This is a genomic window from Chryseobacterium endalhagicum (assembly GCF_016745235.1).
In the GTDB taxonomy this organism is placed as follows: Bacteria; Bacteroidota; Bacteroidia; order Flavobacteriales; family Weeksellaceae; genus Chryseobacterium; species Chryseobacterium endalhagicum.
In genome coordinates, this window is record NZ_JAELVM010000002.1 from 1,189,470 (window position 1) to 1,214,495 (window position 25,026).

Annotated in this window: 20 protein-coding genes; 17 read left to right on the top strand and 3 right to left on the bottom strand. The window is 37.1% G+C overall.

What is annotated here, in order from left to right; genetic code table 11:
- Positions 1-11: 11 nt before the first annotated feature.
- On the bottom strand, positions 12-740 hold the full coding sequence (locus tag JET18_RS15675) for a lysophospholipid acyltransferase family protein (RefSeq protein ID WP_202092519.1): 729 nt from the start codon (positions 738-740) through the stop codon (positions 12-14).
- A 3-nt stretch (positions 741-743) separates the two neighbouring features.
- Entirely contained in the window at positions 744-1,202 is a 459-nt protein-coding gene (locus JET18_RS15680; protein WP_202092521.1) for a GtrA family protein, read from the bottom strand.
- Positions 1,203-1,716: 514 nt separating this feature from the next.
- Here JET18_RS15680 and JET18_RS15685 point away from each other — a divergent pair.
- The 3 genes from JET18_RS15685 (at position 1,717) to JET18_RS15695 (ending at position 5,209) form a co-directional block, all read left to right on the top strand.
- Positions 1,717-1,980, top strand: coding sequence for a hypothetical protein (locus tag JET18_RS15685; protein WP_202092522.1), 264 nt, complete (start codon positions 1,717-1,719; stop codon positions 1,978-1,980).
- A gap of 75 nt (positions 1,981-2,055) precedes the next feature.
- A complete protein-coding gene (locus JET18_RS15690; RefSeq protein ID WP_202092524.1) occupies positions 2,056-2,907 on the top strand; it encodes a BadF/BadG/BcrA/BcrD ATPase family protein in 852 nt (283 codons plus the stop codon).
- A 16-nt stretch (positions 2,908-2,923) separates the two neighbouring features.
- Positions 2,924-5,209: an NADP-dependent malic enzyme gene (locus tag JET18_RS15695; RefSeq protein ID WP_202092525.1), complete on the top strand. Its 2,286-nt coding sequence runs from the start codon at positions 2,924-2,926 to the stop codon at positions 5,207-5,209.
- 149 nt (positions 5,210-5,358) lie between these two features.
- Here the strand turns inward: JET18_RS15695 and JET18_RS15700 are convergent, their stop codons facing one another.
- On the bottom strand, positions 5,359-5,721 hold the full coding sequence (locus tag JET18_RS15700; protein WP_202092526.1) for a helix-turn-helix domain-containing protein: 363 nt from the start codon (positions 5,719-5,721) through the stop codon (positions 5,359-5,361).
- A gap of 148 nt (positions 5,722-5,869) precedes the next feature.
- Between JET18_RS15700 and JET18_RS15705 the strand changes: the two genes are divergently transcribed.
- The 14 genes from JET18_RS15705 to JET18_RS15770 all read left to right on the top strand — a co-directional run bounded on the left by JET18_RS15705 (position 5,870) and on the right by JET18_RS15770 (position 24,524).
- A complete protein-coding gene (locus JET18_RS15705) occupies positions 5,870-6,064 on the top strand; it encodes a hypothetical protein (RefSeq protein WP_202092527.1) in 195 nt (64 codons plus the stop codon).
- A gap of 83 nt (positions 6,065-6,147) precedes the next feature.
- The gene (gene gwsG / locus JET18_RS15710; RefSeq protein WP_202092528.1) at positions 6,148-7,113 is read left to right on the top strand and encodes a grasp-with-spasm system ATP-grasp peptide maturase; all 966 of its coding nucleotides are present in this window, start codon (positions 6,148-6,150) and stop codon (positions 7,111-7,113) included.
- On the top strand, positions 7,110-7,310 hold the full coding sequence (locus JET18_RS15715; RefSeq protein WP_202092529.1) for a hypothetical protein: 201 nt from the start codon (positions 7,110-7,112) through the stop codon (positions 7,308-7,310). The genes gwsG and JET18_RS15715 overlap by 4 nt, the downstream gene beginning before the upstream one ends.
- Entirely contained in the window at positions 7,285-8,283 is a 999-nt protein-coding gene (locus JET18_RS15720; protein ID WP_202092531.1) for a hypothetical protein, read from the top strand. The genes JET18_RS15715 and JET18_RS15720 overlap by 26 nt, the downstream gene beginning before the upstream one ends.
- Positions 8,284-8,290: 7 nt before the next feature.
- Positions 8,291-8,887, top strand: a complete 597-nt coding sequence (locus JET18_RS15725) for a hypothetical protein (RefSeq protein WP_202092532.1) — start codon at positions 8,291-8,293, stop codon at positions 8,885-8,887.
- A 21-nt stretch (positions 8,888-8,908) separates the two neighbouring features.
- The gene (locus tag JET18_RS15730; protein ID WP_202092534.1) at positions 8,909-9,763 is read left to right on the top strand and encodes a vitamin K epoxide reductase family protein; all 855 of its coding nucleotides are present in this window, start codon (positions 8,909-8,911) and stop codon (positions 9,761-9,763) included.
- Between the two features lies 1 nt (position 9,764).
- On the top strand, positions 9,765-10,427 hold the full coding sequence (locus JET18_RS15735; protein ID WP_202092536.1) for a thioredoxin domain-containing protein: 663 nt from the start codon (positions 9,765-9,767) through the stop codon (positions 10,425-10,427).
- Between the two features lies 1 nt (position 10,428).
- Positions 10,429-11,235: a GLPGLI family protein gene (locus JET18_RS15740; protein WP_202092538.1), complete on the top strand. Its 807-nt coding sequence runs from the start codon at positions 10,429-10,431 to the stop codon at positions 11,233-11,235.
- Between the two features lie 81 nt (positions 11,236-11,316).
- Positions 11,317-11,901, top strand: coding sequence for a Holliday junction branch migration protein RuvA (gene ruvA / locus JET18_RS15745; protein WP_202092540.1), 585 nt, complete (start codon positions 11,317-11,319; stop codon positions 11,899-11,901).
- 57 nt (positions 11,902-11,958) lie between these two features.
- On the top strand, positions 11,959-18,975 hold the full coding sequence (sov, locus tag JET18_RS15750; protein WP_202092542.1) for a T9SS outer membrane translocon Sov/SprA: 7,017 nt from the start codon (positions 11,959-11,961) through the stop codon (positions 18,973-18,975).
- A gap of 129 nt (positions 18,976-19,104) precedes the next feature.
- Positions 19,105-20,010: a hypothetical protein gene (locus JET18_RS21895; protein WP_228728559.1), complete on the top strand. Its 906-nt coding sequence runs from the start codon at positions 19,105-19,107 to the stop codon at positions 20,008-20,010.
- A gap of 7 nt (positions 20,011-20,017) precedes the next feature.
- Positions 20,018-23,665, top strand: a complete 3,648-nt coding sequence (locus tag JET18_RS15760; protein ID WP_202092544.1) for a trypsin-like serine peptidase — start codon at positions 20,018-20,020, stop codon at positions 23,663-23,665.
- A 129-nt stretch (positions 23,666-23,794) separates the two neighbouring features.
- The gene (gene gcvH, locus JET18_RS15765) at positions 23,795-24,172 is read left to right on the top strand and encodes a glycine cleavage system protein GcvH (RefSeq protein ID WP_202092545.1); all 378 of its coding nucleotides are present in this window, start codon (positions 23,795-23,797) and stop codon (positions 24,170-24,172) included.
- Between the two features lie 25 nt (positions 24,173-24,197).
- A complete protein-coding gene (locus JET18_RS15770) occupies positions 24,198-24,524 on the top strand; it encodes a VanZ family protein (RefSeq protein ID WP_202092593.1) in 327 nt (108 codons plus the stop codon).
- Positions 24,525-25,026 lie beyond the last annotated feature (502 nt).

A 25,026-nucleotide genomic window follows, 5' to 3' on the forward strand; every position in this document is an offset into this window, starting at 1 on the left:
AACTATTTCTTTTAAATAGAGTGTTCCAGCAATGTTTTTTTTATTTCATTATAAGCCTCTGTTTTTAGGTCTCTTGGAGAATCGGAAGGCTGAATGATTCCGTTGAAATATACCTTTACGCGTCCTGGATAGCCTTTTGAGCTGTCGAAAGGGAAAATTTCCTTAAGGCCTATAAAAGTATACACGGCAATCGGGGAGTGGTGTTTTGAAGATAAAGTGAATGCCCCGTCCTTAAATTCGTCCAGGATAATGGAAGTATCATCCGGTACGCCGCCTTCGGGAAATATGGCAATGCTGTTGCCCTCTTCCATTTTTTCAGCGCATCTTCTGTAGACGTCTGCACGGCTTCTCGCACTGCCCCGGTCTACCATCACACATATCCTTTTATATATGGTACCGAAAATCGGGATTTTTACCAATTCCTTTTTACCTACAAAACAAATGGGATGGTGCGGCATCAGGATGCAGGTAAGCATAATATCCATGATGGAGGTATGATTCGAAATGAAAACATACGGCTTGCTTTTATCTTTTTTATCGTCGGAAAGGTGGGTAAGATCATATCTCAGGCCCATACCGTAAAACATTCCGAAACACCAGATACGGATGAATTTGTAAGCGTATTTGTAATGCTTTTTGCTGAATGATAAAATATAGACCGGAATTCCTAAGGTAACCGTTAAGACAAATGCCAGTAGCAGCAGCCAGAATCTCCAGAGGTAATTTAAAATTTTTGTCACTGCTTAACCGTTAAAAATTACTTTCTTTTTTACTGAATAATTAAGAATGGAAACCAGAAGGATCGCCGCGATCTTACTGATCATTTCCGGGCTTAAGGTATAAAAAATTAAATTGATATTGTCCTTAAATATAAAGCTATAGAAAATCTGGAAGAATGCTAAGCTTAATAAGGTAGAAACAAAAGAAACCCCCATGAAATAAACAAATTCTTTTCTTTTGGAGTGTTTTCCTCTTTCAAAAACAAACCAGATGCTCAGGAAGTAATTCGTAATGATCCCACAGCATGTAGAGAAAATATTACTTAAAGGATAATGAATACCGTGAAAATTGGTTTCTCCGGAGAAAAAATGCGGGAGATAGGTACTGAATGCCTTGAAGCTTCCAATTTCTACAATGGCACTGAGCCCGCCGGCTATAATGAAGAACAAAACCTGTTTCTGGCGTATTAGTAATTCTCTCATTCAATATATATGAAAGTGCAAATTTATAATTATATGTTAATAATGTAAGAATAAAAGATTATTTTAAAATGAAATAATTGGGCATCTCATTGATTTACAATTTGATATTGCTTTGTTTAATGGCTGTGGATGCCGGAATGAGACACAAAAGAATATAAAACCCGGCGTCTTTCCGAAATCTTTTATGACATCAAAATGTCCTGAAAATTAATTTATAATGAATATAAAAACAGACCGTCAAAATAAAAATCCCGGTACCATAAAGGGCTGGCGGTGGTTTGAAAAAATCACTGCTGAAATATTGTGATAAGCATATGTTAAACAATGAAAAAAGTTGTTAAATTTTTTTTTTGAATCAAAATAATTTCTAAATTTAGTATTCAGAATGATGTAACCAAAACCTGATAATAAATTCATTTTCAACTTCTTGTGTTGATGGTTTTTTCTATCTTGTAATGTGCGGTATAACGCATACTACCTTAATTTTTACGACCCAACTTATAACAATATTTGTATGAAAAGTCAAAACAAATACAGAAAATTCCAGCTTCAGCAAAAAAATATTGAGGCTCTTGAGAGAGAAAATTCCCGCTTCAAAAGAGTGTATTCAGAGTATGAAAATATGGCAGACGAACTGTGGAATCTTGAAAATTCCACCAACGAACCTGTGCCCGATGATTTTATTAACGCCATCATGCTTCAGAGTTCCTATCTGGAAGACGAAATCGAAGACTGGCTTTTAAAGTTCAACAGTCAAAAAACTGATATAAAACAGTAGAAGCTTCCGTTCTGTTTTTAAACGCTATTTGAAGATAAATTCATAATTTAGCATCCTTAAACTAAAATGTAATATATGGTTGCTATTGTGGATAGTGGTTCTACCAAGTCAGATTGGGTGATCCTTGATGATTTCAAAAAAGTGTTTTTAAAGACAGAAACCATCGGCTTTAATCCCAATTTTATCAACAGAGAACTTATTGTTCCTGAAATAGAAAAAAACAGCAGCCTTATATTGGTTAAAAATTCTATTACGAAGATCTTTTTTTATGGTTCAGGATGCGGTGTGAAAAAAAACTGTGAAACCATAGAAGAAGAATTGAGAAAAATATTCACAAAAGCTGATATGGTGGTGAGAGAAGATCTCATGGCCGCAGCTTATGCTGCCTACAGTGGAAAACCTGCTGTAGTCTGTATTTTGGGAACAGGATCCAATTCATGCTATTTCGACGGTAAAGACATTAAAATAGAACTTCCTTCACTGGGGTTTCTCATGGGCGACGAAGGAAGCGGAAGTGCCATTGGAAAACAGCTGGTGCGAAGATATTTCATGAAAAAACTGCCGGAAGATCTTCATGCAGAATTTGACCGTAATTACGGACTGAAAATAGAAGATGCCTTGAAAAATATGTATCACAGTCCGAGACCTAATGCCTGGCTGGCAGATTTCAACAAATTTGTTATCGAAAGAAAGGATCATCCTTACTTTAAAAATATGGTATATGAAGAAATGAAAAACTTCTTCGAGTATCAGGTTATTCCTTATAAAGAATCAAAAGAAGCCGAGATCAATTTCATCGGCTCTATCGCCTATTATTATGAAGAGACCCTTCGTGCTGTTGCGGAAGAGTTTCATTTAAATGTAGGACACGTTGTTCAGAAACCTATCGAAAGTTTAGTAGACTACCATATTAAGTATATACTTTAATAAAAAACAAAATTCTATGTCAAGTAAAACCCACCGCGACGAAAAGAACTTTAATCAGGCCGCGTTAGATTATCATAAAGCCGAACCTAAAGGAAAGATCGAAGTTATTCCTTCGAAGCCTCACTCTTCTCAAAGAGATTTATCATTGGCATACTCACCAGGTGTGGCAGTTCCTTGTATGGAGATCCACGATAAGCCGGAAACCGTTTACGACTATACAGGAAAAGGAAACCTGGTAGCGGTAATTTCTAACGGAACGGCTGTTTTAGGTCTTGGTGATATCGGAGCAGAAGCTTCAAAACCGGTAATGGAAGGAAAAGGTCTTTTATTCAAGATCTTTGCAGATATCAATGTTTTTGATATTGAAATCAATGAAAAGGATCCGGACAAATTTATCCAGATTGTAAAAGGGATTGCGCCTACATTCGGAGGAATCAACCTTGAAGATATTAAAGCACCTGAAGCATTTTATATTGAACAGAAGCTTAAAGAAGAGCTTGATATTCCTTTGATGCATGATGATCAGCACGGTACAGCCATTATTTCTGCTGCTGCCCTGATCAATGCTTTGCAGATTGCAGATAAGAACATCGGAGAAGTAAAAATGGTTGTGAACGGAGCAGGAGCTGCTGCGATTGCCTGTACCAACTTGTATATTTCTTTAGGACTGAAGAGAGAAAATGTCCTGATGTGCGACAGTAAAGGAGTAATCAATCATAAAAGAGAGAATCTTACCCCTGAAAAAATAGACTTTATTGCCAATACCGATATCGAGACGCTGGAAGATGCCGTAAAAGGTTCAGATGTTTTCATTGGTTTATCCAAAGGAAATGTAATGACGCCTGAAATGCTTTCCGGCATGAATGAAAATCCTATCGTTTTTGCATTGGCCAATCCGGACCCTGAGATTGCTTACGACCTTGCCCTTGAAACCCGCAAAGACGTGATCATGGCAACCGGAAGAAGTGACTATCCTAACCAGGTGAACAATGTACTGGGATTCCCTTACATTTTCCGTGGTGCTCTGGATGTTCAGGCCACTGGTATTAATGAAGAAATGAAGCTGGCTGCCGTACACGCTATCGCAGATCTTGCCAAAGAACCGGTGCCGGAAGCGGTAATCCTGGCATATAATGTTCAGAATTTACAGTTTGGAAGAGAATATTTCATTCCGAAACCATTTGATAACAGACTGATCACCAAAGTATCCAGTGCCGTAGCAAAAGCAGCTATTGAAAGCGGTATTGCCGGAAAAGCTATCGCAGATTTCGATGAGTACGAAAATCAGCTGCTGGACAGAATGGGAAGAGACGAGAAGCTGGTAAGAATGATGCAGAGCCGTGCCAAGTCTAATCCGAAGAGAATCACATTAGGAAATGCTGAAGAATATAATGTATTGAAAGCAGCACAGATTCTTTACGAAGAAGGAATTGCTTTCCCGAGTCTTTTAGGGGATAAAAAATACATCAAAGAGCAGATGGAGCGTTTCGGAATCAATCTGGATGTTCCGATTATTGATCCAAGTGATGACGATCAGAAAGAAAACAGAAAAAGATACAGAGAAACCCTTTGGAAACTTCGTCAGAGAAAAGGGATGAACGAGTACAAAGCGAAAAGATATGTGCGCCAGAGAGATTATTTCGGTCCATTGATGTTAAGACATGGAGATACGGACGGGTTGATCGTTGGTTTTTCTAAAAACTATACGTCAGTGCTTCGTCCTGTTTTGGAAGTGATTGAAAAAGATAAAGGCGTAGATAAAGTAGCGGCTATGATGATGATCCTTTCAGAAAAGAAGCCTATTTTCTTTGCGGATACTTCCATCAACCAGAATCCTACGGCAGAAGACCTTGTGAATATTGCTAAAATGGCAGAGATCACCGTGAAATCTTTTGCTATAGAACCTAGAATTGCCATGCTTGGTTTCGAAAACTTTGCAGCCATTTCCGATACTTCCAAAAAAGTAGCCAAAGCAGTAAGCATCCTTCATGAGAAATATCCTAAAATGGTAGTGGATGGTGAAATCCAGCCGGATTTTGCGATGAATGCAGACCATTTAAGTGATTATCCATTCTCAAAACTGGGAACCACACCTGCCAATACCTTCATTTTCCCGAATCTTGAAAGTGCCAACCTTTCTTATAAGATCATCAGAGGAATGAAAGTAGCCCAGGTAATAGGGCCAATCCTGATGGGACTGAAGCAGCCGGTACACGTTTTACAGATGCGTTCAAGCGTAGATGAAATTGTAAACCTGGCTACTGTAGCGGTCCTTGACGCTCAGAGAAGAGAGAAGAAATAAACAGTTATCTGTTATATATAATAGAAAAGGCCGTTTTTACAACTGTAAAAACGGCCTTTTCTATGTTTTGTCTCTGAGCTTTCCCCCGGAGGTGTAGTTTTTTAATGATAAATTGGTTTTGGTGATCTTACTTCGTGCTAAGACTGAGATCAGCTTGCTTCAGAATTTTTCAGTTTATTGTTCTCTTCTATGAGATCCCTGTTTTCCTGCTCCAGTTTTTCGATGTATTTTTTTTGGGTTTCCAGAATAAAAGTGGGAATATTAGCGTAGCCCATATGATCCGAAGGAATGATTCCCGGATGGGAAGATGGTTTCACACCATGACCTCTTATATCTCCAGGCGAAACACCAAGTGCCCTGGCCAGTTTTTCCCATTCATCGTGATAAATTTTTACTTCCCCTCTTTCCTTGCGGGAATAGTTTGAAGCATCTGTACCTAATATTTTCCCCATCTGCACTTGTGAGAAACCCAGTTGCTTTCTCAGTTTTTTTAATCTTTCGTGTGTCTCCATTCTTAATGTTTTATACAAATGTGCAGATTTTAAGAATTATTTACAAGGAATTTGCATAAAAAATGCATATTATTTCTTTATCATGTGATTTGTTTGTTTGTATATTGTACCTGTCAATAGTGACCAAAATTAAACTAAATTTTAACTTATGAAAAAATTAGAAAACCTAAGAGGAAAAAAATTGGGTAACATGAAAAGCATTCTTGCCGGGCAAAAAGGATTAGAGTCAGGAGTTGGTCTTACAGGTCCATGTGGTGGAACTGGTACAGACAGTGATCCGCACGTATTGGAAACGCTTACACTGATCAAAGGTGGAGGTGGTACTAATGACGGATGTGACTAGTCACCTGATTTTTAAGGAAAAAAAATTAAAGACTCTTTATACTCTAAAGAGTCTTCCTTTATCTATTAATCTGCAAAAAAAATATGATTCTGATTTTATCAACCCCGAATGATGATGATTCCAATATCGTCATGGAGCATCTTACCATGCTTGGGGAAAAATTTATAAGAATAAATGATCTGGATTTATTCAATGGAAATACAAAAATGCACTACGAACTGTCACCGGAACCTAAACTCTTTGTAGAAAATATTTTTTTTGGAAGGATAGACTTATCAGATATAAAATGCGTGTGGTACAGAAAATTCGGCTTCTTTGATAAATTCAAAAAAAAGTTCAGAGGCGAAACGAATGTGGAAATGCTGGAATATCTGAAACTGGAATATACAGCTACATTAGATCTCTTTTTTGATTTTCTGAAGGACAAAAAATGGCTTAATAATTATATAAGCGTCAAAAAATTAAATAAAATAAGTATGCTTATCGCTTCTCAGAAAATAGGTTTAAGCATCCCAAAAACCAATATCACCAATCATACAGATTCATTAAACCAGGATGAATCCTACATCACCAAATCCATAAAAGACGGAACCGTAATTGACGTAGGAGAAAAGACCTTCTTTTTTCTGACCAAAGAAGTGAATTCTAAGACCATGGCCCGCTATGACCATTTCTTTCCAAGCTTATTTCAGGAAAAAATAAACAAAGAATATGAGCTCCGGATTTTTCATTTAAATGGAAAAAACTATCCCATGGCCATTTTTTCCCAAAGGGACAGGCAGACGGGAGTGGATTACAGGCATTACAACTACAGCAAACCGAACAGGATGATTCCTTATGCTTTACCGAAAGATATAGATGAAAAGATATGCCGCCTGATGAAAGATCTGGGTCTGGATACAGGATCACTGGATATCATAAAAGGGACGGACGGGGAGTATTATTTTTTGGAAGTAAACCCTTCGGGGCAGTTCAGAATGACAGCGCTGCCATGTAATTATAACCTTCATTATGAGGTGGCATGCACTTTAAAAAAAATGAATACATGAAAAAAACATTATTAAAAGAAATTGGATATGAGAAAAAGAAAGAGCTGCTTCCGGTCATTTTTTCTCACACAGAACCTATGGATATCAAAAAAATAAAAAGAGACCGTCCGTTCAGAATGGTTGATACCGCTATTCATCAGTCAGAAATCTATTGTTTAAGAATATATAAAGATGGAATCAACATATCTACAGAATAATAAGGAAAAATATATCCACGTATTTTCATGCTGTGTCCCTGTTAAAGGCCATGAAAGAGGTGCCATCTATGATCTTCAGAGAGAGGAAATTGAACTGGTGCCCAATACAATGATCGATTTTCTGGATTATATAAAAAATAGAAAATTAAGCGATGTCCTGAAAGAATTTGAATCTGATAAGATCGCTAAACAATATCTTGGTTTTTTGGAAAAGAACGAATTTGTTTTTTATTCAAACACTGTTTTTTTCCCGGAGCTTGAGGAAAAAAGCATCAATGAAGATACTTCAACGATTCAGTTTATGACCATTATGCTGTCCGGTTTCATCAGTGAACATCTGGATACAATCATCAGAAACATCAGTGCGCTGGGAGTGAAAAGACTGCATTTTCATATCAATGATCAGAACTGCATGGAAAAAATACATCATATTCTGGATATCCTGGTACATTCAAGAGTTACGAATGTCTCGTTTTCAATTCCCCATCAGAAAATTAATAAAAAACTATACGGCAACAACCGCTTAAAGACCTTATATTTATTCAATGCTCCTAAAGAAAAAATAGAGAGTAATAATGAAGTGACTACGATCTCTATAAAGATTAGTGATGCTGCCATGTTTCTGCCTAAATTCAGTATTAAAACAGTAGATATTAATTCCTCTGCATACAATATTGCAAGAAATTATAACCTGTCATTATACAAAACAGTATTCGTGGATGAACTTGGGAACATTAAATTGAATATAAATGATCAGCTGAGCTACGGAAATATTACGGATTCACTTGAAGAAATAAAAAACAAAACGGTCCGGGACCTTTCCGGGATCTGGAATATTAAAAAAGAGGAGATTGCGCCATGCAATATCTGTGAATTCAGATTATGCTGTTCAGCAGCGTATATCCCTTATAAAACTGACAAAGGGTATGCTGTGGACTGTAATTATAATCCCTATCAGGCAGAATTAAACTAGATAAAAAATGAATAAAAAACTGATTTCATGGTTAGGATTGATCCTTCTGAGCTTTATGATACAGAGCTGTAAGAATTATTACTATCTGAAACATACGCCGGCGGTTGATAATGAAGATCGGAACCCGGTTTATGATCTGAAATTCGGTAAAGAAAGTATGCAGTTTACGACTTTCGCCGATTATCAGGTGAATATGATTAATAAGAAATATATTTTCTTTGCCACAAAAGACGTTAACCAGGTTCTTAAAACAAACTTCAGCAAGCCTTTCACGGAACAGTTCATGTTTATGTATACCAAAATGAGCATTTACAACAATCTCCTTGGTTTCTACTACGAAGGCGCATCATTGGAAGAGGTGAAGCAGGCTTACGGCAGAAATCCGGATGCAGATATGGGAAATGGAGTTTTGTATGCCTATGATTCCGGAAAATTCCATGTTGTGGATATTTACAAAAAAACGGATAATGGGGTGATAAGGTTTATTAATATGAGCAATCCTGATGAAAAAGATCCCCCAAATAAAAAATTCCACCTTGAAATTCGAAATCTTTTCTTTGGACTGAACAGGCAACTGTGGGAGAAAAATGCGGATGGCTTTTAATATCCTGTAAAAGAAATTGATATGGTTGAAAGCATCAGCAACATTCTGAAATATCTTCAGAAGAAAAATATTCACCTGGACAGAAAAGAATTTTCATTCCAGATCAATTCCCATCCCGCATTTCCGAGCCTGCTTTCCATAGTGAGCGCTCTGAACGTGAACTATGTCTCCAACTTCGCAGTAGAAATAGATAACTCCGAGATAGATGAACTGCCGGATGATTTCATGACCTTCATAACTGTTGCAGATAACGAACAGGAACTTGCTTTTGTTGAAAAAACGAATCAGGACTTTCTGATCAATGGAAAATATAAAGTGAATGAAAAAGACTTTCTTTCAAGCTGGAATAATATCGTTGTTTTGATTGATGAAGACCAGTCGGCACTTAAAAAAAAGGCAGACGGAAGGTATAAACTTTTGCTGGCCGGGATTTTTGTTTTGATTGTACTGATCTATATCTATTTTCAAATCAGCCTGCATTCATTTATCTTTCTCTTTTTATCATTGTGCGGCTTTTTTCTTGCGGTGGTTTCATTAAGAAAAGTATTTGGAATAGAAAGCCCGGTGGTAGATAAAGTCTGCTCCGGCACGTATACCGACTGCTCGCTTTCGGGTGATAAAACAACAGGCTTTGTTTCACACTTTGGAAACTTTAGCCTCGTTTACTTTTTAGTAAATGTCATAAGTCTTCTGTTTCTTTGTAATAGCGGGAGCGAGGCTGTTTTTTTTACCATCCAGAAAACATTGCTCATCATTATTCTTCCTGTCATAGGATATTCCCTTTTTTATCAGCTGTTCAAAATTAAAAAAGTATGCCCTTTATGCATTGGAATCATCATTATTCTGCTTTTACAAACCTATATTTTACTGATGTGATATGAATTTGGAACCTTTTATCCCTTTCGTTTTATATGGTATTTTCTATCTTGCTGTTTTAATCTTATGGTGGCAGATCAGGAATTATTTAAAGCAAAAGGAAGAACTGAAAACCCAGCTTATAAGAAAAAACAGAACGGTCCGGAACTACGAGGTCTTTATTAATACCTTAAACACACAGGAGAAAATAGAACTGCCGGAGCCGGTAATGATCCTGGGAAACGAAGAAAGTGATCTGGAACTGACCATTTTTACCAGTCTTTACTGTGAAATGTGTCAGGAGATCTGCGAAACGGTGAACAAAATTATCTTTGCTTATGAAGAAGAAATAAAGATAAATATCTTTTTCAAAAAACAGCCCGGGGAAGATAAAAACCGTTTTCTGTATATACTGCACAATATTTTTCTGGTTCAGGGAACTCAAGAGTTTTTAAAAGCTCTGAATTTTTGGTTTGAAAATAAAAATCTTGCGCCGTGGACCATCACTGCAGCATATAATATGGAGGAAAACAGTAAGAAATTCACGTCCTCCAATGAATGGTTTGCCCAAAACAATATTATGGCGACCCCTTCTGTTTTTATAAACGGGCACATCTTTCCCCATGAATTTGAAAAAGAAGACTTATATTACCACATAGAAGGAATTATTGAAAATAAAGAATAAAATGAGGCACTGTAAAAAAGTAATAACATTTGTGTTTTTCTTCGTCATTCAGAATATATATTCTCAGGATATGAGAATAAATTATGACATGATTTATAAAGAAGATTCCCTGAGTACAGAAACTGCTGCCAAGAAAATGGTGCTGCTGGTTCAGAATGGAGAATCAAAGTTTTTTACCGAAAAACAATATGAGGTAGATTCTCTCAGAGCTTCGGGATTTAAAGGATTTGCTGTAGGAGACCCCGGCTTTTATGTCATCAAAAATAAACAGAACACAAGCTCAAAATACTATTTTCTGCTTCGGGACGTTTACAGAATCACCGAGCCTGTACAACTGAACTGGAAAATAGAAAAAGAAACGGCTAAAAAATACGGCTACACCTGCCAGAAAGCCACTGTAGATTATAAAGGCAGAAAATGGGAGGCGTGGTTCACTCAGGAGATCCCCGTTCAGGAAGGTCCGTACATTTTTAAAGGCCTGCCGGGTCTCATTGTCTATATGAAAGATGCTGCAGGTTCCTATGAATTTTCCTTTACAGCCCTTAAAAAAAGCTTTTATAAAATGGAACTGGAGAATATCAGTCCAAAACCTCTGGACATTTCTGTAGCCAATCTCAAAAAGGTTTTTATAGACTATTATAATGATCCGTTCAGGGAAATGAAGTCCGGAAATGTGAAGGCGAAATTCAAGGATGAGAAAGGAAATGACATAGTGCCGGATTTTAAAGAAATGACAAAAAATCAGCAGAATTCGCTCAAAAAAAATAACAATCCGATAGAATTGTCAGAGGCAATTAAATATCCATAACGATTAAAAGTAATTTATTTTAACCTTCAATGCTGATGTTGAAGGTTTAATTTTTATATTTGGGAGTTTTAAAAATTAATAATGATATTTTCCTTACAAGGTAGCGTTCAAGAACTTACGCCTGCCTACGCAGTAATCAATGTACAAGGAGTTGGTTACTATGTAGGTATCAGTTTGATGACCTCCCAGGCCCTGGCCCTGAATAAGCCGGCATTCTTATTTACTCAGCAGATCATTCGCGAAGATGCTCATCTTCTCTTTGGATTTAACACTCGTTCAGAAAAAGAAATGTTCAATCTGTTAATAAGCGTTAACGGAGTTGGAGCAGTTTCAGCACTTATACTGCTATCCACTTTAAGCCTTGAAGAGATCGCTTCGGCTATCCTTTCCAAGAACAGCGCACTCATTCAAAAAGCAAAGGGAATAGGTGCCAAAACTGCAGAGAGAATCATCGTGGATTTGAAGGATAAAGTCCAAAAATTCAGCGTTGGAGAGGAAAATATTTCTGCTTTTGTGGATAATAAAGTCAAGGAAGAATCGTTATCTGCATTAGAAGTTTTAGGAATCCCGAAACGAATGAGCGAGAAGATTGCAGACAGAATGATGAAACAGAATCCGGAGATTTCCGTAGAAGAATTGGTAAAACAAATTTTAAAAAACATTTAACATTTGGTGGCGAATAACAAGCATCTCAAAATACTATTGTTCCTGTCGTTCCTATGTATGTCAGTAAATACCTTTGCCCAGCAGGTACGGGATACTGCCATCATAAAGAAAGATTACAAACTGGCCGACCCCACGAGGTATGAGGCCTTTTATGACATCAAAACAGGAATGTATTACGTGTATCCCAAAATTGGAAATACATTCACAGGACCTCCCACTGCGATGTCTCCTGAAGAGTATAAAGAATTTATGCTCGCAACCCAGTCAAGAGCTTATTATAAGGAAAAATCTGATAAATACAACCTTCTTTTCAGAAGAGACAGATCTGACGCCCGGAAGAAAGGGCTTATTCCGTCTCTGATGATCAACAACAGGCTGTTTGAAACCATCTTCGGAAGCAATAAAATTGAGATCATTCCTTCAGGATATGCCTCACTGGATTTTGCAGGACTGTATCAGAAGATTGATAACCCGCTTATCCTTCCTCAGAACAGAACCAGCTTCACCTTTGATATCGATCAGAGAATACAGCTCGGTTTATTGGGAAAAGTAGGGGAAAACCTTCAGCTAAAAGCCAATTACGATACCCAGAGCGGTTTTGCATTTGAAAACAGAATGAACCTCGTATGGCAGGCAAAAGGAAGCTGGAAAGACCTTCAGACCAAAGGTTTGGGCGAGGTAGATAAACCAAGCGCAGGAGGAGAAGATAAAATCATTAAAAGAATAGAATTCGGTAACGTGAACATGCCGCTTTCTACCAGCCTTATCCGTGGCTCACAGTCATTGTTTGGGGTGAAAACGGAATTCCAGCTAGGAAAGACCTACGGAACAGTAGTTCTCTCCCAGCAGCAGGGGGAAGCCAGAAACATTGTCGTACAGGGTGGTGGGGTGATGAATAACTTTAAAGTTAATGCTATTGACTACGAAGATAACCAGCACTTCTTCCTGGGACATTACTTCCTGGACCGTTATGACAATTCATTACTTAATTATCCACAGATCAATTCCACGGTCAACATCACCAGATTGGAAGTCTGGGTATTGGATCAGGGGAACAGTAACCTGGCTTACCAGAAAAGTATTGTTGGGATCAGGGATCTTGGGGAAGGAGCTGCCGGACTGCCGGATAACTCCCAGAACGGATTGTACCAGTCTATTAATGCGGCTATCGGACCGAGAGAAGCCGGTAAAAATTATGCTACAACCTTTCAGGGACAGATGTTCCCGGGAAGTACACAGCCGTATGATAACGGTGAACAGTTCATCTTTAATACAAAAGCAAGAAGGCTGAATACCAATGAGTATACATTGCAGCCTCAGTTAGGATATATTTCATTAAACCAGAAGCTGAACGAGAACCAGCTTTTAGCCGTTTCTTACTCTTATACGGACGGAACCAATAAAGTGTATAAAGTAGGGGAATTCTCCGAAGAAAGTCCGGTATTGGTAACTAAAGTTCTTAGAGTAAACAACAAAGTGAATACCCAGTCTCCGATGTGGGACCTGATGATGAAGAACATCTATTCTTTGGATGCAGGCCAGGTAGCGCAGGACGGGTTTATTCTTAATGTTTTCTACAGAGATCCTAAAACCGGAGGTAAAGTAAATTATCTTCCGGGTACTTCTGTTCAGGATAAAAACTTATTGAAATTATTCAATTGGGACCGTCTGAATATGAACGGTGATATCCAGGCCAGCAGCGGGGTAATGGGAGACGGTATCTTTGACTTTGTCAACGGAATCACCATCCGCCCGGAAACAGGAAGGATCATCTTTACCAAAGTAAAACCTTTCGGAGCCTTTATGCAGAGTCAGGTAGGGAGTAATGATCCGCAGTTTGTCTTCAACGATCTGTATACGCAGCAGAAACAGGTGGCTTCTGCCAGTAACCTTGCACAGCGTTACACCATCGAAGGACGTTATAAAGGAACACAGGGGCAGGGAATTTCTCTTGGAGCTGTAAACGTACCGCAGGGATCTGTAAAAGTGTCTGCAAACGGTGTTCAGCTGACGGAGGGAGTAGATTATACCGTAGATTATATGCTTGGAACGGTAACGATTATCAATGAAAACGTTAAACAGTCCGGACAGGCGATCAATATCTCATTAGAAAACCAGCTGACATTTAATACCCAGAGAAAAAGATTCTTAGGTTTAAATCTAGAAAGAAGATTCAGCGAAAACTTTATATTGGGTGGAACCGTTGTCAACTATTCCGAATCTCCGCTTACCCAAAAGGTAAACTATGGCCAGGAAGCAGTGAACAATACCATGGCCGGGATCAATATGATGTACAACAATCAGGTTCCTTTCCTGACGAGATTGACCGATAAGATTCCATTTGTAAATACCGAAGCACCATCCAACCTGAACTTTAAAATGGAAGCAGCCTATTTGCTTCCGGGCCTTAACAAAGGAACAAATGATCAGTCCTACGTTGACGACTTCGAACAGACTACTTCTAAAATATCATTAAAAGAACCGGCAGCATGGAGCTTAGCTTCAAGACCGGAGAAAAACCTTGCCGCACCATTCAATGGGGCACCGGCTGACGATGCTACAACAAGTGGTTACGGAAGAGGTCTTCTTTCATGGTATAACATTGACCCGAGATTCTGGGGAGTAGGCGGAAGAGCGCCTGCGGGAATTACGGCACAATCCGTTTCCAATCACGCATCCAGAAGGGTTCAGTACTCTGAAATTTATAATAACAGAGATTTTGTAGCGGGTGAACAGACTTTCACCAATACTTTAGACATATCTTATTATCCTCAGGAAAAAGGTCCATATAACGTCAATCCAGGCTCTGAAGCTGCCTCTTCAAGATGGGCGGGGATCATGAGACCGGTGAGTGTTTCCAACTTCGTGAATTCAAATATTGAATACGTTGAATTCTGGATGATGGACCCTTATGCGGATGGAAATACTTTGGGAGACAGAGCGAGGCTTTTGCTTCAGTTAGGAAACGTGTCGGAAGACATTCTGAAAGACGGAAAGATGCAGTATGAAAACGGTCTTCCAACACCAGGTGCACCTTCTACAACAACGACATCTAATTGGGGAATACAGCCAAAACAGCCACCTATCCTCTATGCATTCTCCAGTGAAGGAGATGACAGAAGAGCTCAGGACTCTGGATATGATGGTTTAAGCTCCGATCAGGAAGCGATGAGATTCGGGAATACATTCGTAAACCCGGTGACCAACCTTGCTGACCCTGCAGTAGATGACTTCGTATTCTTTATGTCTGATAAATTTACAGGCGGCCAGGCAGCGTCTCTTGTTCAGAGATATAAATATTTCAGAAATCCGGAAGGAAACTCTCAGGCCAATTCACTGGAAGTGGCATCGCAGACTCCGGACGCAGAAGATATCAACAAGGATTATAACCTTGACCAGACAGAAAGCTACAACGAATATATTGTTAGACTTGATAGACCAAACCTTGTATTAGGAAAGAACAATATTGTGGATGAAAAAATTGTAAAGGCTACTTTCCAGAACGGACAGACTTCAGATGTAAAATGGTTCCTGTTCAGAATTCCGGTTTCAAAATATGCAGAGCCTGAAGCAGAAGGTGAAAAAAATCCATCAGTTCTTAACAACGTAAGGTTTGCAAGATTAATGATGACCGGGTTTGAAAATACATCCACTTTAAGATTCGGGACCATGGACCTTGTAAGATCTGACTGGAGAAAATATCCTAAAAATATTGCAGTATTTTCACAACCTATAGCAGATCCGGCTACTACTGAAGGAGGTCTGGAAGTGAATACCACCAATCTTGAAGTTGGAAGTGTAAATATTGAAGAAAATGCACTGAATCAACCACCATATGTATTGCCTCCGGGTATTGACAGACAAGTGTTAAGCGGAAATGCTGGTGCACAGAGACAAAACGAGGCATCCCTGTATATGAAAGTAAACGATCTTGTAAGCGGTGAGGCAAGGGGGGTATTCAAGAATACAACTCTGGATATGAGAAGATATAAAAAACTAAAACTTTTTGTACATGCTCATAACCCGAACATCAGAGAACCTGGGGCAGGTGATATAGATCGTAAAACTAAATTCTTTATCCGTTTCGGTAGTGACGCTACAGACAACTATTATGAGTATGAAGCTTCCCTGAAGTTAACTGAAGGTACAGCGACTGCACCAATGGACATCTGGCCGTTTGAAAATGAAGTTGATTTGGAAATCCAGAATTTGGTAGATGCTAAAATAAGAAGAGATAAAAACAGCCCAGATAAAATAGCACAGAGAATAATGGATCCGAACTTTGAACTTGGACCCAATTTTAAAAGAATATATATCAAAGGCCGTCCAAGTTTAGGGAACGTGACTACCATTATGATCGGTATCAGAAACGGTAACGAAAGGGGAGATCCACAGACTTCTCTTAACCGGATTCTTTGGGTAAACGAAATCCGTCTTTCCGAAATTGAAAATGACGGCGGTTATGCAGGAAATGCAAGTTTAAACTTTAACCTTGGAGATTTTGCGACCATCAATACGAATGCATCGTATACCTCAGTAGGTTTTGGAAATATAGATTCAAAACCGGCGGAAAGAAATCAGTCTACACAGTCAGCGTTCAGTATCAATACAGCGGTGAATGTAGATAAATTCCTTCCTGAAAAAAGTGGAATGAAGATTCCTTTAAACTATTCTTATTCACAAACGATTGAGGATCCGAAATACAATCCTCTGGATACCGATGTGGAGTTCAGCAAAGCTGCCAATAAAGAACAGCTGAAGAAAGTAGCAAGAACTTACACACAGCAGAGAAGCATCGGGGTGGTGAACATGCATAAAGAAAGAATGAACCCTAATAAGAAACCTAAATTTTATGATATTGAGAACGTTTCTGTAACAGCGGTTTATAACGATGACTATTTCAGAGACATCTATACCTCTAAAAACTACAGACAATATCTGAGAGGGTATGTAGATTATAACTATACATTCAAGCCGTGGGTAATTAAGCCTTTCAACAAAATGATCAGCGATACGGCGAAATCTGCGAAGTATCTGAAATGGGTGAAAGAATTCAATTTCAATCCTGTTCCTACAAGGCTATCTTTCAGAACGGAAATAGACAGGAATTACAATGAGCTTGAATTCCGGAATGTGGAAGCAATCCTTAGCGGAAATACGGGCGACAGTTTTGCGGCTATTAAAAACAGAAACTTCTTCTTCGGATGGCAGTATGGTTTAGGATTCAACTTTACAAAATCATTAAAGCTTGAAATCAATTCTGCCACAAGAACCCTTAACGATAATGTAGATGTTAATGGGATGAATGATAAATCCATCTTTGGAAACGTATTCAGAGCGGGTAGACCGGTATTGTACAACCACAGGGTACAGGTGAACTACAAACTTCCGTTCCAGTATCTTCCGTATCTGGATTTCATTGATGCAGAAGTTGGTTATGGACTTACCTACAACTGGAATGCAAGATCTACGGCACTCCTTTCAAGTCCGGAAGGAAGCTTAGGTTCAGTAGGACAGAATACAAACGTGATTCAGGCTACAGCTACGGCAGATATTCCGAAGTTCTTCGGGCAGTTTAAATATTTCAAAAATATCTCCGCAAAACTGCAGAAGCGTAAGCAGGAAATAGATTCCCTGAATAATGTATACACTCAGCAGTGGGAGAAGAAAAGATACAGATACAAGAAGTACAAATTCAAGAATAGACTAACGGTGCTTCAGAGTACAGCTTTCTTACTGACATCATTCAAACAGCTGGATATTAATTATTCTGAAAATAACGGAACTGTGCTTCCTGGATTACTTTCAGCACCAAATATGTATGGCTACGGACAGACATTGGGTGGTCCTACCATCGGATTCCTTTTCGGATCGCAGGCTGATATCAGAAGAACCGTACTCGAAAACGGATGGGTGAGTGATTCGCCTTATATGACGGACCCTTATATCAAGATGTCCACCAGGGAATTGAGGGCCAATCTACAGATCGTTCCGATGAATGATTTCAGGATCGACCTGAGCGCCCTGCATAATTATAACCGAAACTTCTCTCAGACCGGATTCAATAACCGGAATAATCTGGGAACAGCCAATCATGATTATGCATTTGCAAATGACCAGGTGACCTATTCCAATTCTGTGATGCTTCTTAAAACATCGTTCAAAGAAACCCAGGCTGTTTATCAGGCCATCAGGGAAAATGCAATGGCCCTTTCCCAGCAGTTGGGTATGGGAGAAGTCCTGAATAGTGACGGATTTGCAGATCATTACAGTATTGCGAATGCCTATGTATTGATTCCTGCGTTCAGAGCTGCAGTAGAAGGGAAGTCTGTTAAGCAGATGGGTAATGCCAGAAAAGCCGGACTGCCTATTCCAAACTGGAAGCTTACCTATTCAGGTTTGAGAAATGTTCCGATCATCAATGGACAGTTCTCTAAATTTGATATCCTTCATGGCTATACGGCGACCTATACCGCAACAGGAATCCAGTCAAGTATTGATTACTTTAACAGAATTTCAGGCGGAAATGCATTTGATGTTAATAATGATTACATCAATCCATTTACATTCTCGCAGGTGGGTTATGTAGAATCCTTCTCACCGCTTATCGGGATTGATATTACCATGAGAAATAATATGCAGTTCGGAATTCAGTACAACAAAAACAGAATGTTGCTGCTTGGATTGGTTAACCATACCCTTACAGAAGATTCCAACACGGAATATGTAGTGAGGCTGGGGTATATCGTTAAGAACTTCAGATTGGGAATGGCTAATACAAGAGGATCAAGAGGAAAAGGAAGTGACCTTAACATCAGAGGAGATATTTCATTAAGAGACAGCAAAACCTCTATTATGAATATCCTGCTGAATGATTCGCAGATCACTGGAGGGCAAAAACTCATGAATATCAAGCTTTCTGCAGACTACAATGTTTCAGAAAATCTGAACCTTAGAGTGTTCTATGAGCAAATGACTTCCAAGTATAAAATATCGACGGCATTCCCGCTGTCTACCATCAGAGCCGGTCTGTCTGCCACGTTTACATTCGGAGACTCAGGCGGCGGTTTCTAGAAAAAAAATAACATATAATTTCTAAAATAAAAATCCCTTTCTTTTGTAGAAAGGGATTTTAGTTTTAATTCACTATATATAGAATCTGTGAATTTAAAACTGTAAATTGCATCAATTAATTTTTGAACTATGAAAAAAATATTATTGAGTTTTGGACTTTTTTCATTTGGGATCATATTTTCTCAAGATATCCCTTTTGACAAGCTTTACGGGAATTCGGATCCTGTTCATTATTATCTGGGTCATTATCCTGTATCAAATTCAGATGGATTGGATATTAATTGGTACGGAGGAATAAAATTGCAGACATCTGCAGGGGTAGGGATACAATTATTAAATACCGGAGATGTAGGTATAGGAACTTCAACTCCTAATCAAAAATTGGATGTTTTGGGCAGTATCTTAGCGGGAGCAACACAAGCTACAGAAGGAATAAATGCTTTTGCCGTTCGCTACGGAAATGGTTCGCTAAATAATTGGGGATCTTTAAGAAGTTCTGCCTCAAGTTATATGAGTTTTGGTGTCAAAGCAGACAGCAGCACTGGAAATGGATGGCTATCGAGTAATGAGACCTTAAATTTTTCGAAAGTTGCCATGACATTAAGTGATGAAGGGGTAAAGTTTCTAACCTCCCCACAGCAATTCATTCCAATAAACTCACCAGTAACAATGACTGAAGTGATGAAAATATCTCCTAATGGAAATGCTTTGTTGCAAGGTAAGTTTGAAGCAAAAGAATTAAAGGTAACACTAACACCTACAGCTGATTTTGTTTTTGATAAAAAATATAATCTCCCCAAACTTGAAGAGGTAGAAAGACATATTAAGGAAAAAAAGCATCTTCCTGAAATTGCCTCTGCTGCCCAGATGGAAAAAGAAGGAGTTAATGTTGGAGAGTTTCAAATTAAGCTTCTTCAGAAGATTGAAGAACTTACATTGTATAGTATTGAGCAGAATAAGCAGCTTAAAAAACTTCAGGAGGATAATAAAATGCTTTTGGAAGAGGTTAAGAAACTAAAGACTAATAAACAGTAATTTGGCTATGAATAAAATTAAATATACTTTATTTTTATTTTTGCTTCTAGGTAGCTTTCTTAAAAGTCAAGTAGGAGATAATGGATATCCATTTTTATACGGAAAATTATCCTCTGAACGTCGTATTACTGCTAGACAAGAATATAAAAACTCTTCGGGAATCTCTATTCCCTTATCACAATTAAAAGATAATATTAAAATTTTTGAAACTGATGGATTTAGTAATCAACAAATCATAAAGGAAGTTTCTGATTTAACAGATGAAGCTTATATAAATCAAAATATTTATGGTAAATCATTTAAGAGAGAAATTAATATAACAGATGATAATAATAGGATTGAGTATGATGGAAGATATTATTATTTATATAAGGTTAAGTCATCGGATGCTAAAGCCCTACAGCTTTATTTTAAAAAATATCTTTTAACAAAGGATAGTAAACTTTTCTTTTATGCTGATAATGGGTTTATTCTAGGAGAGTTTAATCATAAAAATAATCCGAATGCACAAAATAAGGGATTAGAATTTGGAATACAACCCATACCTGGAAATACATTCTTTATCGAACTTTCTTATCCTAAAAGTAGTAATGATAAACCATTGCTTATTACTGAAAAACTTATTCATTCTTTTACAGATTTTTATGGCGGGGCTTATGGAACTGCAGGTAATTGTCATAAGAATGTAGCATGTGTATTTACCGGCTTTGACAATAAGTCAAGAAATATAAAATCTGTGGGTTTGATGTTATATCCAATATATGAATCGGGTACAAATACACATAAATATTCAGCAAGTTGCTCCGGAAACCTCATGAACAATACTGTTCAAAATGGAGAACCTTATTTTTTGACTGCCGCACATTGTATAGGATATGAAGCCGCAAATAATAATATAAACTGGAATACAGAACTAATCTCTTTATTTAATTATGAAGCTTTAACCTGCACAAGCAATGGCTCTGATGCTCCTAATTCATTGTCCAATAATTCCGTTTTAGGTTGTACGTTATTGACGCAAAGTCCTGCTAATTCTTTAGATTATGCTTTAATAAAACTTAATGCAACTGCAGCTGCTTTGTCTCAGTATAAAGTTTGTTATGCTGGCTGGGATAATAATCCGAACTCTTATTCGGTAAATCCTACTAATACATATGGAGTACATCATCCCAAAGGTGATGTGAAAAAAATTTCTTTAGTTCAGGAAATATATCCAGTCATGAGTAATCAACCAATACTACAATCAGGATTACTGGGATATTTTGGTGTTCCGTGGCCATTAAATTCACAGGGAACATTCTTACAAAACTCGTGGAGAGATGCCATTGTAGAGAAGGGATCATCGGGATCTCCATTATTTAACAGTTTTGATAGATTAATAGGATCTTTATCAACCGGTCCTGATCCAAATGTTTTTAATTGTACTAATCCAAATGTTAATAGTTCTAATGATAATAAACTATATACATATTACTCAAGATTTTCTAATAATTATTATACAATGTCTCCATGGCTAAACCCTAATGGAACAAATGTACAATCTATAGGACCATATTGTCCTAATTATTCTATTCAGATTGGTGCCCCAATTATAGTAAATCCAGGAGGTAATCCTCAGCCGACAATTTGGGAAGAAGAACCTATTGATATAAACGGTGAAAAAGTTCATCCGGCCAATACATGGGGGAAAAAAATTTATTTGAAAGAATTTGGTGGATCTGGTAATTATCAACAACAGATAGATATGAATTTTAATTACTATAGATCAGTCATAGCCCCTAACAAAAAAACATTTGCTATAAGTGAAAACATATATGATATATACCCTACTAATATAAATTATTTTTTATCTAATCTGCAACTTTGGGGAATATATAAAGTAACTGATTGTAATAAAATTAAGTATATAAAGCCAGCAAAAATAACAATAAAGAATCCTGGAATTGGACAGATTCATGATTGTATGGTAGATGTTGTCGGGGTTAGTGATAATAGAGTTCATATTCTCATTGAAGAATGGAGACATAATGCAGCAGGCAATGTGTATAAAACATATGAAATACAATCCTATAAAATAATAAATAACGAACTCATATTTGAAAGCTATAAAACACTTTTTTATAATCAGCAGGGTCTTACTATTGGAAAATATTATGATTTTGATAATGAACACTTAATGTTGCTTGTAAGTCAAAATTCAATTAATAAAATATATTCATGTTTCTTTAATGAACAGAATGCTGGGTGGCAAATAGATACAAATCCATTACCAGCTGGATCTTTTGCTGGTTATGGTGTATTTACAAAAATAGTTGGGGACAAAGTTTTTATGCAACAGTCAGGAGAAAATAAAATTAATATTTATAACCTTGCTTCGAACTCTGCTATGCTTACATTGCAAGCATCACTGTCAAATCCTTTTTTATCAATTCCTGGTGGAAATGGTCAATATGATCCTTTATATATACTTAAAATATCAAATGATACATATAACATTATTTATAAAAATACTAATGGAACAGGTTCTTTTGAACTTATGCAGGTAAATTTATCTAATAATAATGCCACTTCTTCTCATATTGTAATGCCTGCAGCCTTTAAAAACATGTATTCTAGTAATGGCTCTAATTTTATTATGAAAAATGATGAAATTATTAGTTTAAGTAAATTAAACTTTATAGCTTCTCCGAGTAGTGAATATGGCAATTATTATTATGTAAATTTTAAAAAGACTGGTAATGGAAATTGGATTAAGGATAAAATGACACAGTTGAAATGGAAGGAGGTAGTAGGATTCGATAGCAAGTATATAATCAGTTCTGATGATTATTACGGAAATGATGTTAAACGTAGAATTTTCAGTATAAGAGAAGTAGATTATTTAGCTCATCCTTATATAACTTATAATGATCAGACATTTTATACAGCTGCCTATCACCGTCCAAAAAAATTGGATAATTATTATTTTAGTAATGGGATTGTTGTAAATGGAAAAGAAGTATTTAAAAATTTGGCAGGTGCCAACCTTAATAAATTTCTATATAGATCTCCTAATCTAGGATATGATTTTAATGCCACAACATATGATACAAAAACAGTAATTTTAGATAATAAAACACAACAATTGACAGGAAATAAAGATGTATCTATATATGGAAAATATTCTGTTATTATGAAACCTGGTTTTAATATTTCAGCGGCAGCTGGTACGGAATTTCATGCAATCGCACAAGAACCTTTACCTATTGATATACCAAATTGCTCCCTTACGTTTGATGATATGCTTAATCCTAAAATAACAGAAACACCAAACGAAACAATATATCTTAAACAAGCCGGAGGAAAACTAGAAAATCAGGCTTATTATGGAGAGATCATTTTAAATGATGATGATGCAAATCAGCAGATAATGATAGATAGGGTAGTTAGAATTTATCCAAATCCTACCAAAGATCTTCTCAATATTGATTTCAATGGTAAAAATTTCAAAACAGTTGAAGTATATTCAATGGAAGCAAAAAAACTTATAACCCTTGATGTATCTTCAAAGAATAAGATTGAGATTAATTTATCGCAGTATCCATCAGGAGTTTATATGGTTAACTTAATTGATTCAAATGGAAAAAAGTATCCTAACAAAATTATAAAAAAGTAATAATTAAAACATAGGAATCGCTGCTCATGCAGCGATTTTTTATTTTGAATCCAAAATTTGATTAAGATATTCATTACCTCTTTGAACCTTTTATTATTTTGAATACATTTGTACAAAATAAAAATTAAAATGAATACACCATCAGAATTAAAGTACACGAAAGATCACGAATGGATCAAGATTGAAGGTAATGTTGCTACAATCGGTATTACAGACTTCGCACAGGGAGAACTTGGCGATATCGTATACGTAGATGTAGATACTGTAGATGACGATCTTGAAGGTGGAGCTGTTTTCGGAAGTGTAGAAGCGGTAAAGACTGTTTCAGATTTATTCCTGCCTATCGCTGGAAAAGTTATTGAGTTTAATTCAGAATTGGAAGATCAGCCGGAACTGTTAAATACAGATCCTTATGGAAACGGATGGATCATTAAATTAGAACTTGCTGATGGTGCAGATCATTCAGAACTGCTTACTGCAGAAGAATATCAGGCTATCATTGGATAAGGTTTCAAAAATATTCAGTAAGATTTTGCCCATTTACTGGGCATTTCTTACTTATATGCTCCTCAAGCCGGGTGAAGAGAACCAGGAATATTGGTTTATGTTCTCCGGGATTGACAAAGTTTTGCATGTGAGCATATTTGCGATGCTGGGTTTCTCCTTCATTGCTGCTTTTCCCAAAATCAAATTTTCATACTTCTTTCAGATCATCCTTATATATGCCTTCCTTACAGAAATCTTTCAGGAAGAGATGGGATTAGGCAGATCCATGGAATCTTTAGATATTGTAGCAGATACTATCGGATGCCTGATTGGGTACTATATATATAAGGCATTAATCAAACGCTTTTTCTAAAACAGATCCTATATTTATTATATTGTCTCACGAAGCAATATGTAATTAGTTTACTTATCTTCAGAAAAGATATTCACTAGAAGCGGGCTTCAGCCCGTTTACAACAACGCAGAATAGAAAAGGCTTCAGCCAAAACATAGACTCCAATATTTTTCCCATATCATTTTCAAGCCATCATAAAAAGAATTTGCTCAATCAGCTAGATCAGCGATAGGTATTAAAATATAAAGCTCGGTGCTATCCGTGGGATCTGTGGGAAAATCATTCTTCCACTCTAGTAACGCTGTTTTACCATAAGTTGATTATTAATAGAAATTAGTTCACTTATTCTATTAATTGATCAGCTTCCAAATATTCAGAAAGATGGAACTTCTACCTTCGTATTTCCTTGCTAAAGTTTACGTCTTTGTTTATCTTAACTTCTCATCCTGGAAATATTCTTTGTCTGCCTTTGTGGTTATACTATCCATCAATAAATATCCAGTGGCAATTCCTAAAGATG